16 protein-coding genes are annotated in these 15,420 nt (G+C 36.2%); 9 read left to right on the top strand and 7 right to left on the bottom strand.

Features of this window, described 5'->3' with window-relative positions:
• Positions 1 to 6 precede the first annotated feature (6 nt).
• The 4 genes from mreC (at position 7) to BCR23_RS08215 (ending at position 4,539) form a co-directional block, all read left to right on the top strand.
• Complete coding sequence (gene mreC, locus BCR23_RS08230; RefSeq protein WP_069635013.1) at positions 7 to 867, top strand: rod shape-determining protein MreC; 861 nt, start codon at positions 7 to 9, stop codon at positions 865 to 867.
• A gap of 7 nt (positions 868 to 874) precedes the next feature.
• Positions 875 to 1,384, top strand: a complete 510-nt coding sequence (mreD, locus tag BCR23_RS08225) for a rod shape-determining protein MreD (protein WP_069635286.1) — start codon at positions 875 to 877, stop codon at positions 1,382 to 1,384.
• Between the two features lie 238 nt (positions 1,385 to 1,622).
• Positions 1,623 to 2,951: a PcsB-like coiled-coil domain-containing protein gene (locus BCR23_RS08220; protein WP_069635012.1), complete on the top strand. Its 1,329-nt coding sequence runs from the start codon at positions 1,623 to 1,625 to the stop codon at positions 2,949 to 2,951.
• 286 nt (positions 2,952 to 3,237) lie between these two features.
• Positions 3,238 to 4,539, top strand: a complete 1,302-nt coding sequence (locus BCR23_RS08215) for a coiled-coil domain-containing protein (RefSeq protein WP_069635011.1) — start codon at positions 3,238 to 3,240, stop codon at positions 4,537 to 4,539.
• Positions 4,540 to 4,642: 103 nt separating this feature from the next.
• On the opposite strand, the gene BCR23_RS08210 is transcribed toward BCR23_RS08215, so the two are convergent.
• On the bottom strand, positions 4,643 to 6,451 hold the full coding sequence (locus BCR23_RS08210; RefSeq protein WP_069635010.1) for a M3 family oligoendopeptidase: 1,809 nt from the start codon (positions 6,449 to 6,451) through the stop codon (positions 4,643 to 4,645).
• Between the two features lie 114 nt (positions 6,452 to 6,565).
• On the opposite strand from BCR23_RS08210, the gene BCR23_RS08205 reads away from it, so the two are divergent.
• Both BCR23_RS08205 and BCR23_RS08200 read left to right on the top strand, forming a co-directional pair.
• The gene (locus BCR23_RS08205) at positions 6,566 to 7,069 is read left to right on the top strand and encodes a VanZ family protein (protein ID WP_071870072.1); all 504 of its coding nucleotides are present in this window, start codon (positions 6,566 to 6,568) and stop codon (positions 7,067 to 7,069) included.
• Between the two features lie 127 nt (positions 7,070 to 7,196).
• Positions 7,197 to 7,406 (top strand): hypothetical protein, encoded by a 210-nt coding sequence (locus BCR23_RS08200; RefSeq protein ID WP_069635009.1) that lies wholly within the window; start codon positions 7,197 to 7,199, stop codon positions 7,404 to 7,406.
• 46 nt (positions 7,407 to 7,452) lie between these two features.
• Here the strand turns inward: BCR23_RS08200 and BCR23_RS08195 are convergent, their stop codons facing one another.
• From BCR23_RS08195 to BCR23_RS08185, 3 genes are all read right to left on the bottom strand, one after another.
• On the bottom strand, positions 7,453 to 8,646 hold the full coding sequence (locus BCR23_RS08195) for a MalY/PatB family protein (RefSeq protein WP_069635008.1): 1,194 nt from the start codon (positions 8,644 to 8,646) through the stop codon (positions 7,453 to 7,455).
• Positions 8,647 to 8,657: 11 nt separating this feature from the next.
• Positions 8,658 to 10,211 carry a maltose/glucose-specific PTS transporter subunit IIBC gene (malX, locus tag BCR23_RS08190; RefSeq protein WP_069635007.1) on the bottom strand — a complete coding sequence of 518 codons (1,554 nt, stop codon included), beginning with the start codon at positions 10,209 to 10,211 and terminating at the stop codon, positions 8,658 to 8,660.
• 134 nt (positions 10,212 to 10,345) lie between these two features.
• A complete protein-coding gene (locus BCR23_RS08185; RefSeq protein ID WP_141706716.1) occupies positions 10,346 to 11,116 on the bottom strand; it encodes a MurR/RpiR family transcriptional regulator in 771 nt (256 codons plus the stop codon).
• Between the two features lie 150 nt (positions 11,117 to 11,266).
• On the opposite strand from BCR23_RS08185, the gene BCR23_RS08180 reads away from it, so the two are divergent.
• The 3 genes from BCR23_RS08180 (at position 11,267) to BCR23_RS08170 (ending at position 13,017) form a co-directional block, all read left to right on the top strand.
• Positions 11,267 to 11,992 carry a YebC/PmpR family DNA-binding transcriptional regulator gene (locus tag BCR23_RS08180; protein WP_069635005.1) on the top strand — a complete coding sequence of 242 codons (726 nt, stop codon included), beginning with the start codon at positions 11,267 to 11,269 and terminating at the stop codon, positions 11,990 to 11,992.
• 86 nt (positions 11,993 to 12,078) lie between these two features.
• Positions 12,079 to 12,603: a GyrI-like domain-containing protein gene (locus BCR23_RS08175; RefSeq protein WP_069635284.1), complete on the top strand. Its 525-nt coding sequence runs from the start codon at positions 12,079 to 12,081 to the stop codon at positions 12,601 to 12,603.
• Between the two features lie 15 nt (positions 12,604 to 12,618).
• The gene (locus BCR23_RS08170; RefSeq protein WP_069635004.1) at positions 12,619 to 13,017 is read left to right on the top strand and encodes a DUF1801 domain-containing protein; all 399 of its coding nucleotides are present in this window, start codon (positions 12,619 to 12,621) and stop codon (positions 13,015 to 13,017) included.
• 72 nt (positions 13,018 to 13,089) lie between these two features.
• On the opposite strand, the gene BCR23_RS08165 is transcribed toward BCR23_RS08170, so the two are convergent.
• The 3 genes from BCR23_RS08165 to BCR23_RS08155 all read right to left on the bottom strand — a co-directional run bounded on the left by BCR23_RS08165 (position 13,090) and on the right by BCR23_RS08155 (position 15,344).
• Positions 13,090 to 14,016, bottom strand: a complete 927-nt coding sequence (locus tag BCR23_RS08165; protein ID WP_069635003.1) for a LacI family DNA-binding transcriptional regulator — start codon at positions 14,014 to 14,016, stop codon at positions 13,090 to 13,092.
• Positions 14,017 to 14,037: 21 nt separating this feature from the next.
• Positions 14,038 to 14,325: a hypothetical protein gene (locus tag BCR23_RS08160; protein WP_069635002.1), complete on the bottom strand. Its 288-nt coding sequence runs from the start codon at positions 14,323 to 14,325 to the stop codon at positions 14,038 to 14,040.
• Positions 14,326 to 14,402: 77 nt separating this feature from the next.
• Positions 14,403 to 15,344 carry a 1-phosphofructokinase family hexose kinase gene (locus BCR23_RS08155; protein WP_069635001.1) on the bottom strand — a complete coding sequence of 314 codons (942 nt, stop codon included), beginning with the start codon at positions 15,342 to 15,344 and terminating at the stop codon, positions 14,403 to 14,405.
• Positions 15,345 to 15,420 lie beyond the last annotated feature (76 nt).

Below are 15,420 nucleotides of genomic sequence, written 5' to 3'. Positions count from 1 at the left end.
GTCAATGTGAAAAAATTTAATCCAAATAAAAATATAATTATCACACTGATCGTAGTTATTATCGTAGTTACGATTATTAGTTTGACCGCAGCTAAAAGAGCAACTAGTGGAAAAAATAATCTGGGTCAGTCAGCGGTCAATGACAGTGTGGGATTCGTCGACAAAGTAATTTCTTTTCCAGCCAAGGTAGTTGGCAATAGTATTTCATCAATCAGCACACTTTTTAAAACATATGATGAAAATGAACGCTTAAAAGGAAGAATTGATGGTTACGGTGAACTATCCATTCAAAATGATAACCTAAAAAAAGAAAATGAAGCCTTAAAAAAAGAATTAGATTTGAACCAGACATTGGGCAATTACGAAAAAGTGACAGCAACTGTTATCACGCGTTCTCCTGATATGTGGCAAAATTTACTGGTTGTTGATCGTGGATCAAATGACGGTATCGAGCCTAATATGGCAGTTATGGCACAAAAAGGATTGATTGGTCGTGTAATAGAGGTGAGTGCCACATCATCTAAAGTGGAGTTGTTGACTTCTAAAAATCAAAACTCAAATCACTTTCCTGTGCAAATCAATTCAGAAAAAGGCGATTCTTATGGCTTGCTAAAGAGTTATGATGATAAAGAAAACACCCTAATCATCAGTCAGTTAGTCGGAGACATGGACATCAAAGAAGGCGATATTGTTCAAACTTCCGGTTTAGGTCAAAATTCACCAGCGAATCTGCCAGTCGGTGTGGTTCAAAAAGTGAAGCCAGACAGCTATGGTTTGGATCGAGAAGTTTATGTGAAACCTTATGCTGAAATGTATAATATTCCCGTTGTGACGATTATTAAGAGACTAGCTGGAGCGGGGGAGTAAGATGCACATAATACGAAAAGAAAATGTTAAATACTATGCGCCAGTAGTTTTCTTTTTATTGATGCTGGTCGATGGTCAATTAACTTTAGCAGCAGGAAATTTAACAGACAATGTCTATTTTGCAAATGCTCATTTTATGCTGTTGGCTTTTTTGATGGCTGTACCCAATTTATCTAAGCGCTATTTGTTGATTACAACTTTAGTTTTGGGGCTAGTTTATGATAGTTACTATATTGGTATCATCGGGATTTACACGGTTGCATTAGCTGCGACAGTGATGATGATGTATCGATTTCAACGAGTAGTCCATACCAACTTGTTGACTGCCTTTTTTGGAATGATTATTTTTGTGACCACGTATGAGTTGATTTCGGTGAGTTTACAAATTATTTTTCATTTATCAAATGTAGCACCATTATTATTTATCACGAAAGTTTTAGGGCCGACATTGCTCTTTAATATGTTGATATTTGTTATTTTTTCTTATCCATTGAAAAGATTATTCGCTAACGAATAATCTTTTTTTATAGTTTTAGTACACTTCGGAATTTTGTTTTAGTTTTTTTTAGATAGTTAAAGAATGAATGATTAAAATATGGATGTTATTTTATTCTGCTGTATGAAACAATTTTGTAATATCCTGTTTATCTGTGTGTCATACTGCTATGGTACAATTATCTCATTGTCAGAATACATAAGACCGAAACAATACTCAAATTACAAAGGATCTAAAGTAAATGTCGGAGGAATATAAAGTGAAAAAAAGTATATTATCAGCATTGATGGTTTGTTCAGTTACCCTTACCACAATTGCTTTGCCTGTTGCTGCAATCGCAGATGACTATGATACAAAGATCGAACAACAAGATCAAATTATCGACGGGCTAAAAACAAAAGAATCAGAAGCTGCATCGAAGTTAGCGCTGATAGAATCAGATATGTTGACTACAGCAGCAAAAATAGATGAATTAACAGATAAGAAAAAAACACTTAAAGATGAAATCACAAAATTATACGGTGAGATTTCTGATTTGAATGTTCGCATTCAAAAAAGAGAAGTACAGATGCGTAATCAAGCAAGAGATGTTCAAGTCAGCGGATCAAGCACTAGCTATTTAGACGTAATCATTAATTCTGAATCAATTTCAGATGCAATTAGTCGAGTTCAAGGGATTACAACGCTAGTTAAGGCGAATAATGATCTATTAGAACAACAAACTTCTGATAAAAAAGATGTAGAAAAAAAGACGAAGTCAGTAGAAACACAAATTTCTGTACTAGAAACGTCTACAAAAGAATTAAATGCAAAAAAAGCTTCTTTAGACACGTTGAAATTGCAACAAGAAATTGCTAAAAATGATTTAGAAGCACAACGTACAACAGAAGAAAATAAAAAATCTGAGTATGTTGGTCAAAAAGCAGCAGCTCAAAAGAAACTAGAAGAAGAACAAGCAAAACAAGCCAAAGATCAAGAAGCACAACGCAAAGCAGAAGCAGAAGCAGCGGTTAAATTAGCCGAAGCGCAAGCTGCAAATCCTGGTCTTGCTAAAACCAATATTGTTTCAGAAAATGGTACAACGAGCCAAGCGCCTTCAGCACCAGTTTCAGAAACACCAGCAGGTAAACCAGGTACTGGCGGTGGCAGCAGCATCGGTACCGGCAACGTGTCAGCAGCTAAGAAAAGAGCGGCACAAATTGCGTTAAACGCTGTTGGGCAGACCAATCCAACGGGTTGGGGTCAAAGCGGTGAGTGTATTGTAGCTGTACAAAATTGGCTGAATGCAGCAGGAATTAGATTCTCACCAGGAGGTCCTCATAGTGGGTACACTCAATCAGGTGCGGTTCAAGTATCTTGGTCTGATGTTCAAGTTGGTGATGTTGTGCAATACGAAAATTCACTTAGCCCAGATGCATGGTTAGATGGTGTTCACACAGTTTTAGTCGTGGGTGTTAATGGTAGCTCAGTTCAAATCGTTGAATCTAATAATCCAGCAGGTTCTGGTTATGTATCAACAACAACTGGTTGGACGCCAAGTCCATATGCAGCAAACTTCAGAGCTGTTGTATGGCGCTTTCCAGGATAATTAAACTAACAAATTTCAATAACCTACAGCAAAATTCATTGAGTTTTTTGCTGCAGGTTGTTTTTTTATTAGTAAGCTAGTAATAACTGCTTGGAACGTATTAAAAAGAGCAATTTTAAACTGTCATTTTTCATCATCTAAAATGAAATACTCCTGTAACATTATCTTTATATTTATGACATGTGAGTATGATACAATGATCTCGTTGTTAATAAAAGAATGAAAATTACTCAAACATTTAGATGAACAAATATATTAAGTAAGCAAAAAGTCGGAGGAATGAATTGTGAAGAAAAGCGTATTACCGTTATTAATGGTTTGTACATTAGCCCTTACACCTGTAGTAGCACCGGTAGTTTCATTAGCAGATGAAGTGGACTCGAAAATTCAACAAAAAGATCAAGCAATTTCTGGATTGAAATCAAAAGAAGCGGACGCACAAAGCCAAGTGGCTGCAGTACAAAGTCAAGTAGCTTCTATTAACGAAAAAGCAGAAACTTTAATCGCTGAACAAGGTAAATTAAGAGAAACTTCTGCAAACTTAGAAAAAGAAATTACTCAATTAACAAAACGTATCGAAAAACGTGAAGGTGCTATCCAAAACCAAGCACGTGACGTTCAAGTTAACGGTAACAGCACTAGTTATATGGATGCATTATTAAACGCAAAATCAGTTTCTGATGCAATCACTCGTATAACTGCAATGTCTACAATCGTTAATGCAAACAACCAATTGGTAAAACAACAACAAGAAGATAAAAAATCAGTAGAATCTAAAAAAGCTGAAAACGAAGAAAAAGTTCAAGCACTTCAAGAGAGTCAAGTAGAACTTGAAGCTCAAAAAGGTGATCTTGTAAAAGCAGAAGCTGAATTGAACGTATTACAAACAACTTTAGCTGCTGAAAGAGCAACTGCTGAAGATCAAAAAGCTGGCTTAGTAAAAGAAAAAGAAGCAGCAATCGCAGAACAAGCACGTATTGCTGAGCAAGAAAAAGTAGTTGCTGCAAATGCTAAGAAAGCAGCAGAGGAAGCTGCTAAAACAACAGCAAGCTCAACGTCATCATCTACTGAACAAACTACAAGTGGTTCAGCAGAAGGCACTGGAACTGGTGAAGTAACAACACCTTCTACTGGTGGCGGCAGTGTAACACCACCAAGTAACAATGGCGGTGGCGGCGGTCAAGTAACACCACCTAACAACGGCGGTGGCGGCGGTCAAGTAACACCACCACCAGCAACTGGCGGTTCAGCAATCTCTATTGCTGCAGCACAAGTTGGTAAACCATATGTTTGGGGTTCTAAAGGACCTAACAGTTTTGACTGTTCTGGTTTAGTCTACTATGCATTCATGAATTCAACTGGCCGTAATGTCGGTGGTTATACAGTAGCTCAAGAAAGTGCTGGCGTACGTATTTCTGTAGCTGAAGCACAACCAGGAGATTTATATTTCTGGGGTAGCCCAGGCGCTTCTTACCACGTAGCAATTGCTACAGGTGGCGGCGGTTATATCCACGCTGGTAACGAAAGTACAGGCGTTGAGTACAGCAATGTTGGTTCATTCACACCAAGCTTTGCAGTACGTATGTAATCTAATTAAACTAACTAATTTAAGAATCAGACATCTGTCTGGTTCTTTTTTTGTACAAATATAAAAAGAAGTTTCAACTTTTTCAGTTGAAACTTCACTTATTCTATTTAATATAATCTTCCGTTAATTCCATAAATTCATTCACATCTTTGATAACTTGATCAATTCCTGCTTGCCAAAAGTCTGGTTTTGTTAAATCTACACCTAAATGTTTCTTAGCTAAATCTTCTGAAGTCATTGCTGCAGTGTCTCTAAGCAAAGCAATGTATTGGTCTTCAAAGTCACTGCCTTGTTTATTTGCATAAGCATAAATTCCCATACTGAACAAATACCCAAATGTGTAAGGAAAGTTATAAAACGGCACGTCATCAATAAAGAAATGTAATTTGCTTGCCCAAAAATGAGGGTGGTAGGTGCCTAAACTATTTTGATAGCTCTCTTTTTGCGCCTCAAACATCAATTCTGTAATCGCATCTTCACTAAGCAGTCCTTTTTGACGAGCTTCATAAAAGCTGTTTTCAAAAATGAAACGAGAGTGGATATTCATAAACATCGCAATTGCATTTTGCATTTTAGTATCTAACAAATTGATTTTTTCTTCTGGTGTTTCAGCTTTTTTGAGTGTGGCATCTGCAACGATCAATTCTGCGAATGTACTAGCTGTTTCAGCTACGTTCATAGCATATTCTCGATCAAGTGTTGGAAGATCCCACATCACGCTACTATGGAAAGCATGGCCTAGTTCGTGAGCAAGTGTTGCAACTTCATTGATTGAATTCCCAAAAGTCATGAATATTCTAGATTCCTTGGTTTCAGGCAATTCAGTACAGTATCCACCTGGACGTTTATCAGGACGATCTTCCGCTTCAATCCAGCTCTTTTCAAAAGCTTCTTTAGCAAATGTAGCCATCTTAGGACTGAATTTTTCGAAATTTTCTAAAATAAATTCGGCCGCCTCGTCAAAAGGATACGTTTTTTCTTTCAAATCACCTAAGATAATTGGTGCATCTTGATCTTGCCAGTCCATTTTTTCTTTTCCAAACAATTGGGCTTTACGTGTTAGAAAGTCAATAAAGGGTTGTTTATTTTTTTGAATTGTCGCCCACATAACATCAAGTGTTTCTTTTTGCATGCGGTTATAATTTAATGGTTGTTCTAAGAAATCAGTGACACCGTGTAACTTGTACTGATTCAAACGGAATCCGTCTAAATGATTCAAGGTATCTGCTAATAAGGGTGCTTTATCACTCCAAGCTTTTTCCCATTCTGTGAATAATTCAGATCGAACATCTGGATTAGGATCACTCATCATACGATTAAATGCTTGTCCAGCTGAAAGTAATGTTGTTGATTGATTATCTTCTTTAAAAGGAATCGTGATGCTAGCGACGATTGTGTCGTAATGACTGCTCCAAGCGTTCAGCCCATCTAAAGCCAGAGTATTAATAATATTTTCTTCCTGTTCAGAAAGTAATTGTTTACCGTCACGACGAATCTCATTTAGGCGAAAGGCGATCGACTCAAAAGCAGGGAGAGCTGTTAACTTTTGCCAATGCTCATCAGAAATTGCTGTTAATTTTTTGCTGAAAATGGTTTCAGCTAGTTGAATTGCAGGTAATAAAGCCAAAAGATCACCAGATAAAATTTTAGCTTTTTTATCTTTTGTATCTGCAGATAGTAAAGCCGTGATAAAGCTATTGCATTGTGAAAAACCATCACTGATGATTCCTTGCAAACTTAAAATTTCTTTTAATCCTTGATAATCAGTATCATTTTCTGGTTTCCATTGATTAATCAACTCATGATAGTTGTTGCTTTGTTCATTTAGTTCTTTCATTCGTTGTTCAAGTTGTGCTGAGTGGCTGCCGCCAGGAAAGATGCTGTCTAAATCCCAAATGAGCGAATAAGTCATGTACGATTCCTACTTTCTTAAATTATTTATTCTAGTATAGCATAATAAAAAAGATTGAGTGATTGTTTATTTTCATAGAAAAGGCTACTATAGTATAAGAAACGAGGTGACGGATTGAAAAAACAATTGAAAAATAGTAAATTTTATATCGTTGTAGCATTTTTGATTATGGCTGTATTATTTTACAGTTCTTCTCAAACCTATGAACAGCAATCTCAAGTTGGTTCACTAGGGAAATTATTAAGTAACCATCCCTTTGAAGAACAATTAAAAGGAATTTCATTTGGCTATGCTGGGAGTGAAGTCAGCATGGAAGCAAAAGGATACATAAAATTCATTGAGTTCTTTATCCGTAAAGGTGCTCATTTTGGTACGTACTTTTTATTGGGCGGTAGTTGGTTTATAGGCTTGAATATGAAAGTAAAGCAACCACTTCTAATAGGCGTTGTTGCTTGGTTAGCCGCAACAGGTTATGCAGGGTTAGACGAATATCATCAGATGTTGACTGGTGGTCGAACACCGTTGTTTCAGGATGTAATGCTTGATTCTATCGGTGCGTTGACTGCAGTTGTCTTTTGTTTGGTTGTAATTGGTGTTAAAAAAATACGGAAGAAGTAGAGTTGGAATGTATCTAATCTAGATGATTTCTTCTATGAAGGAAATCAGTAAGAGTTGTTTTATTTTTTGAAACACACCTCCACCTCTTCAACATTTTCTTATATAATAATGTTAAGGAGTGTTGAATATGGACAGACTAACGATCAATAAAAATAAAATAAGAGATACCGCAACAATAGCTAGTTTAGGTATGCTTGCGTATCGCATTTTTCCAGATACAGAGTGTGTCAATATCCAGTTGTTAAGCGGAGAACAAGAAGAGTGTACGATTCCTTTTAAAGAAGATGAGATTTTTACATTACGTAACGTCTCCCTTAAACTAGCTATTGTTGATTAAGAAACAGGTAAAACAACTACTGAAAATGTTGTTTTACCTGTTTTGTTTAATTGAGTTTTAAAAATTGAATGCTCTTTCTTAATCGGTGTAACCCATCAAGAAGTTTTTCTTTAGAGCAGCCAATATTTAATCGTAGATAATACTGACCTGCTTCTCCGTATGTTATGCCAGGCATAATAGCGACCTTTCCGTGATGAATCAATGCGTCTTGAATGGAATCCATTGAAAACGGCAGTTTCGAACAATCAATCCAAAGTAAGTAAGTTGCTTGTGAGGCGACAAGTGTCAGCTCAGGTAAATATTCTTTGATAAAGTCTTCGGTTAATTGAACATTTTGATCCAGATACTCATTCAACTGACCTAGCCAATTTCCACACTGATTATAAGCTGTGATGGTACTTAACATCCCGAAAATACTTGTGGAAGAAAGTCCGTCGCGATATTTCAACAGACTCAAAAATTCTTCACGAAGAGCAGGATCTGGAAGCATTAGATACGAAGCAATTAATCCAGGTGTATTGAAGGTCTTACTTGCAGAGGTGCATAAAGCAAGATTCTTTTGATTCATTGCATAGGTAAAAATTGGCGAGTGCTGTTGTCCTTTACGTAAAATATCCATATGGATTTCATCAGAAATCAGAAAGACTTGATATTTTTCGCATAACTGAATCATTTGTGTAAGTTCTGCTTTCGTCCAAACACGACCAGTAGGATTATGCGGACTGCAAAGTAAGAAGATTTTACAAGACGGATGTTTCAACTTCGACTCTAAATCATCGAAATCTATCTTGTATTGCTTATTTTGAAATAGTAACTTTGTTTCGATTAGTGTTCGATGTTGAGCTTCGATCAGTTTGAAGAAAGCGTCATAGGCAGGCGTTTGAATAACAACATGCTCCCCTATGTCTGATTTTAATTCAATCAATTTTGAAATCGAGTAGATAACAGAGGGACTATAAATAATCCAATCGCTGTCAAGACAATAATCAAAGCGAGTCTTGTACCACTTCTGAATACTTTTTTTAAACGTATCATGATTCCAGCGAGTGTAGCCGAAAACTGGATGATTTAATCTTTGTTGAAGTGTTTGGATGATCTCTTTTGGTACCGAAAAATCAGTATCAGATACAGTAAATGGCAGTAAATCTGCTTCACCAAAGCGATCAGCTACATAATCCCATTGGGTACAAAAGGTTCCTTTTCGATTGATGTGTTCATCAAAATTTATTTTATCATTCATTTATTCTCATCCTACTCCATCAAATTTTCCAACTCATTTTTTACCGAGGCAACTTGCGTACCGATAATGACTTGGAGGTTGTTTGCATCTAATTTAATCACACCTATGGCTCCTTGTTTTTTCAATTCTTCTTCATCCACAACAGATATATCATCTACAACCAAACGTAGACGTGTGATGCAATTATCTAGAGAAAGGATATTCGCTGTTCCTCCTAAAGCATCAAGAATCAAAGGGCCATTATAATTTCCTTTTTTCGTGTAGGTTCTTTCTTGTTCAGTAACGTCTTCTTCAACTAATTCTCGACCTGGAGTTTTTAAATTGAATCGCTGGATCGCAAATTTGAAAACAAAATAATAGATCGCAAACCAAAGTACACCAACCAGTAAGACCAGATACCATTTTGTATAGGTTCCTTGCAAAACTCCGAAAATCAGAAAGTCCAATACGCCGCCATCAGTATTCCCAATGACTACTTTTAATAAAGCCATAATCATGAAGCCTAAACCTGTCATGATTACATGGAAACCATACAAAGCAGGAGCGATAAACAAGAATAGAAATTCGATTGGCTCAGTGATTCCTGTAACAAAGGTAGCAATCACGCCAGAAATCAATAGACCTTTGATTTTATGACGATTTTGCGGTAATGCTGTCCGATACATCGCCAAGGCAGCAGCAGGAAGACCAAACATGAAAGTCGGCATTTTTCCCTGAGATAAAAATGCTGTTGCTGATGGACTGATTGGTGAACCACTTTGCAGTTGAGCGTAGAAAATATTTAGTGCACCTGAGACGCTTTGACCATCAACAACTTGTGTTCCACCAGCTTCTGTAAAACGAATCATAGAAACTAAAATATGATGTAGGCCAAATGGGAGTAATAACCGCTCGCCAGAACCAAATAAAAATGGACCGAAAATTCCAGCTTTTTGAATCACCAATCCCACACTGTTGATTGCTAGTGCAAATACTGGCCAAATAATTGGGATTAAGACACCAACAATCGCCATTACTAAAGATGTGATGATTGGAATAAATCGTGCACCGCCAAAAAAGGCAAACGCATCGGGTAATTGAATCGTGTAAAATTTACTATGAAGCAAGTAAACAATGATCCCCACAATAATACCGCCTAGAACGCCCATTTCCACAGATTGCATGCCTAAAACCATACCTTGTCCTGCTTCACGTAGATGTTCTGGGTCTGCAAGTTTGCCAGTTTCAGTCAAATAAAAATGAATGGATAAGTTCATAACTACGTAACCGACAAAACCAGAAAAGGCAGCTACTCCTTTTTCATTACGAGCTAAACCGAGAGGAATCGCCATCGCAAATAATAATGGCAAATACGTAAAAGCAAAACCTCCAATAGTGGTCATAAAGCGGAAAATTACTTGTAACCATGGTTGATCTAAAAAGGGGAGGGTGGCGATAGTGGATGGACTGGAAAAAGAACTACCAATCCCTAAAATCAAGCCCATAAAAGCCAATAATGCAACTGGCAACATAAATGTCTTACCTATCCCTTGAAAAAATTCCCAAAAACTAAACTTTTTCTTCATGTGATTTCTCCTTTCAAATAAGAAAAGCTAAACGATTCTTTCAACACTAATAACAGGTTTAGTGTACGATTCTACAAGTGTATAAACAAGCGCTTTCATTTTTTTGGAAGAAGTTACAAAAAATGTACGACCGTTCAAATTTCTACATAGGTTTCGATATAATGAAGAATTAATAGTTCTAAAACAAGATGCATCGGAATTCTAGAACTCATATCAATATTTCCGTAGTAACCGTTTGATACGTTAACATGAAAAACTAGCGTGGCTGATTTTTCGAGTGGACTATTTTTAGAACCGACGACAGCAATGATTGGAACATTTCTCTCTTTTAAAATAGCTACGTATTCTAATGGCAGAATCGTTTCACCACTATAACTAACAAGAATCGCTACATCATCCGAAGTCAAATGATTGGCCACAATCCTGAGTTCATCCCAATCTTCCCTGGCGCTGGAAATTCTGCCAGCAAAGGTCAATTTTCGAGCGGCTTCAAAGCAACAAGTATAAGAACTACCTACACCAAAAAATTCCACACGTTGACTATTGGCAAGCAATCTTGCACCTAATTCTAGCTTTTCTGGCTGGATGGCTTGTAGGGTTTTGCTCATTTCATTTTGTATACGTGTTGTTAATTGGGTGAAATTTTGTGAAGGTTCATAAGTTGTATGTTGTTCTTCTTCCAAATGATGGATTAAAGTGTATTTTAATTCTTGAAAGCCAGAATAACCAAGAGCTTTACTCGTACGGCTAATCGTTGCTGTTGATACATAAATTTTCTTTGCGACATCATCGATTCGACTTTTGGCAATTTCTTCGGGATGATCAATGATATATGCTAAAACCTGCTGTTCTAAACGACTGAGCTTATCTTGCTGTTTTTGTAGTTTCTTAAAAAAGATATTCACTATTGATCCTCTTTTCATTTGGGATTTGATTTATTCATTTAGTATAGCAAATGGCCAGAATAAGAGTAAAGGTTGCAACTATTAAGAAGCATAGTAAAATAGAAGGTAAATGAACGTTATAGAAAACGTATTATAAGAGGAGGAATTCTAATGGCAGGACATAGTAAATGGAAAAATATTCAGGGACGAAAAAATGCACAAGATGCGAAACGAGGAAAGATTTTTCAGAAATTATCTAGAGAAATCTATGTAGCAGCAAAAGCAGGAGGAACTGATCCAGCAGTCAATGCGGCGTTAAGATTGGTGATGGATAAAGCAAAAGCGGCTAACATGCCAAATGACAATATCGATCGTGCGCTTAAAAAGGCAGGTAGTGCTGGCGAAAATGAACACTATGATGAGATTACTTACGAAGGATATGGACCAGCAGGTGTGGCGATTTTAGTGTATGCTTTGACAGATAATCGTAACCGAACAGCGACAAATGTACGAGTGGCTTTTACTAGAAATGGCGGATCTTTAGGTGAGACAGGTTCTGTGAGTTATATGTTTGATCGTAAAGGCTATATTGCAATTGAACGTACAGGACTTTCTGTTGACGAAGATACAATGTTTGAAAACGTGTTGGAAGCAGGAGCAGAAGATCTAGAAACATCTGAAGAAGTGTTTGAAGTGTATACAGCGCCAGAAGATTTTACTACAGTTAGAGATACGCTAGAAAAAAAGGGTTATACTTTAGCTCAAGCAGAATTGACAATGATACCGCAAACGTTAGTAGAACTGACAGGGGATCAACAAGAACAGTTACAACTCTTGATTGATAAACTAGAAGAAGATGATGATGTATCCGAAGTTTTCACCTCTGCAGATATGTGATTTTCTTATAAAAAATTAAATACTGACAAAAAGGTGTCATCATTTGTATGTTAATTTATAGTCATCAAATGAATGGAGATGTTACTATGGATTATCAAATTACAAAAAAAGCTGCTTTTACTATTACTGGATACACAAAGAAGATGATTAAAATCGAAAAGAATGAAAATTTTTATGATATATCCCGTTTTTGGTCAAATTTGACAGAAGAAAAAATTACCAAGCTTTTGTCTGTATCAGATGGACAAATCCCAGCCTTGTTAGGTGTTTCAGATAATAACAGAGGAGAATTTTCTCAATTTAATTATACGATAGGAGTAGCTTCAAATCAGGGGAAAGTAGTTAAAAGTGAGTTGATCGAAACCAAATTTCCTGAGTCCGATTGGGCTATTTTTGAATGTATTGGTGCAATTTCTGCAGGCGTTGAGGCAATAGATGAAGGTCAATCATTTGAACCCAATGTTTTGATGCAGTTAAAAAATAGAACGTATTCCCCTTGGAGCGATGCTGCAATTAATGAAAATATAGCTATTCCTAGAGTAGAGTTTTACCCGCTTGGGAATATGGAAGCTGTGGATTATCGGTGTGAATTATGGGTTCCCATAAAATAACGAAAGAGGGATAAGATGAAAGGAATCTCAAATGTAAATGTAGCGACTATTTTTGCAAGTTATCCTGAGCGTTATCAACAGCCATTGTTGCAAATACGGGAACTTATTTTTGAAACAGCAGCGAGTTTAGTCGTTGTTGGTGAGCTTGAAGAAAGTTTGAAATGGAACCAGCCTTCTTATGCAACCAAGGTGACAAAATCAGGTAGTCCCATACGTATTGATCGTTTTGGTTCTGAAAAAATCGCCGTTTACTTTCATTGTCAAACAACATTAGTAGAAGAATTTAGAGCTTTGTTTGGTGAGGTCTTCGAGTTTTCTAAGAATCGAGCAATCGTGCTTGATCCTGAACAGGAATTACCAATTAAAGAGTTGACGTTTTGCATTGAACGGGCACTGACGTATCATAAAAAATAACGTCCATTGTATGTATTTAAGGGTCTAGAAATAACTGTTAAGTTAAAATTCTAGACCCTTATTTAATGTGTCTTAGATTCGTTCAATAAATGTATATGGCATGATTTCCGTTTTGATTTCTTTTCTTAAGAGTAGTTGAAAAGCTGCCTCTCCACAATGATCTAAATGGTGATCAATCGTGGAAAAGTTTAGAAGTGTACTGGATAATAAATTTTCTTCACCAATAACTTTTACCTGATCTTTTGACAGATGCTGAAGAATTCCTGCTGCAACGTCATCTCCATTAGTGACAATTACTTCGAGCTTTTTTATAGTTGAAAAATAACGTCCTGCTTGTACGCCGTCTTCATATAGGTAGCAGTTTCTAAATACCATTGATTCATCTAGTACACCGAGGATCTTTTTATATGTTTTTAACACTAAATCAGTACTAGCACTTTCGTTTTCTGTTCGCCCTACTGTCAATCCAATATGCTGATACCCTTGTTTTTTCAAACGAGTAAAAAGATCAATATATGATTGCTCCCGTTTAATAGAAATACAGGGGATTGAAAACGAACCTGTGTCTTCACAGCAAACGATAGGTGCATATTTTAAATAGCCTTCAATTCGTTCAAAAGAAATTTTTTTTGATGTAATGATCATACCATCCCAAGCTTTAGCAGCTAAGTCGTCTAGGTATTGCTTTTCAACTGTAGGATTATAATTGGTTGGTAACAGAGTTACTTTGTATCCATCATTAAAAGCTGCACGTAAGATACCGCTGACGATTTTGTCAGTATAAGGATGATTAGTGTATGGAATCATCACAGCAATGTGTGTTGATTTTCCACGGCTCAAATCTCGTGCTTTAGTGCTTGGAATGTAGTCAAGGTCACGTATGATTTTTAGGATTTTATTTCGTTTTTCCTCGGCTACGTAGGGATGATTATTCAAAACACGGGACACTGTAGTAACAGAGTAACCAGATAAAGTGGCAATATCACGAATCGTTGCCATAACTAACTCCTTTCCAAACGATTAATGACTCCTTAAAGGAAATAAAATGTTTTTCAAAAAAGGGAACAAGTAGTTTCCATAATCAACAAAATGATAATGCTCATTTTCATAATCAAAACAAATAAAATTAAATTGCCCTTCTTTTTCACTGATGACTCCTTTTATTTCAGCCAAATTTACCGCTTTATCAAGGGGCTTGCAATAGTCATTTAGGCTTCGAACGATTAAAGTCGTATTTTCAAGTGATATAGAAACGAAATAATAATCTAATCCTAATCGATCTGTTAATTCAAGCATACCGTTTAACATATTTTGATTCCTCCTGTCTTTTTTCAACTATAAAGTATGAAACGCGTATCAGGTCAAGAGGAATGTGTGAGCTTCAGTTACGATAAGTGTTCAACTATAATGTGTTGTTGAATATAATCGATATCGTCTTGTTTCATCTCAGGAAACCAATTTAGCGCATTAGCTGTTGAGTAGCTGATCGCTTTTTTTAATACATCAATATCATCTAATTGCCCCAATGTTAAATATTTGACTAAGCCACCCAAGAAGAAATCACCACAGGCAATTGGATTTTTTGCTTTTATCGGAGGGACAAATAGATGATAAATTTGTTTATTTAACTTCGCTACAACACCTTTAGCTCCTAGTGTGATAATGAAATAAGGAATAGCTTCGGCCGTTTTCGATTTTAAAAACTGGATGTAATCATCTAGTTCATTAAAGGGCTGACCAGGAACTAAATCACATAATTCTTCATTATTGATTTTTATAACATCTGGAGTCCCTTTGTAGGCTTCAATTAAAGCTGTTCCACTAGTATCAATGAAAAAGTGAATATTTTTTCCGATTAATTGATTTTGGATTTGGTTAATGTAGTCAGCGGGCATCCCCTTCATCAATGACCCAGAGAAAACAACTGTGTCATTGGGCTGGATAGATTGTAAGAGTTGTTGTGTAAATTTATTTAATAAATAGGTATCCAAAACAAAACTATTTTCATAAACAGGATAGATTTTGTCATTCTTGGTATCTACAATAATATTGCAATATCGAGTGTTAACATCCACTGTAGTTGTTTCCAATTGAATCGCTCTTTTTAAGGCTAATTCTTTTAAGTAATCACCATTTCTTCCGCCTAAAATTGTATGGATACAATAAGGAACTGTTGAATCTTCAAAATCCATAGCATAAGCGACATTAAAGCTTTTTCCACCAGCAAATTCTTTTACTTCATAAGGTCGATTGGGGACTTCGGCTGTAAAATTTTCTGTTAAAAGTGTACGATCAATAGCCGGATTGGGACAAATTAGATGTATCATATTTAGTCATCTCCTTCAATTTACTGAAATAATAGCATCAAAAAAGAAAATAAGCAATAATGAGAATTTTGCTTTT

It is taken from the genome of Enterococcus quebecensis, from assembly GCF_001730365.1.
Taxonomy (GTDB): domain Bacteria; phylum Bacillota; class Bacilli; order Lactobacillales; family Enterococcaceae; genus Enterococcus_L; species Enterococcus_L quebecensis.
This window is presented reverse-complemented; position numbering and strand designations above follow the sequence as displayed.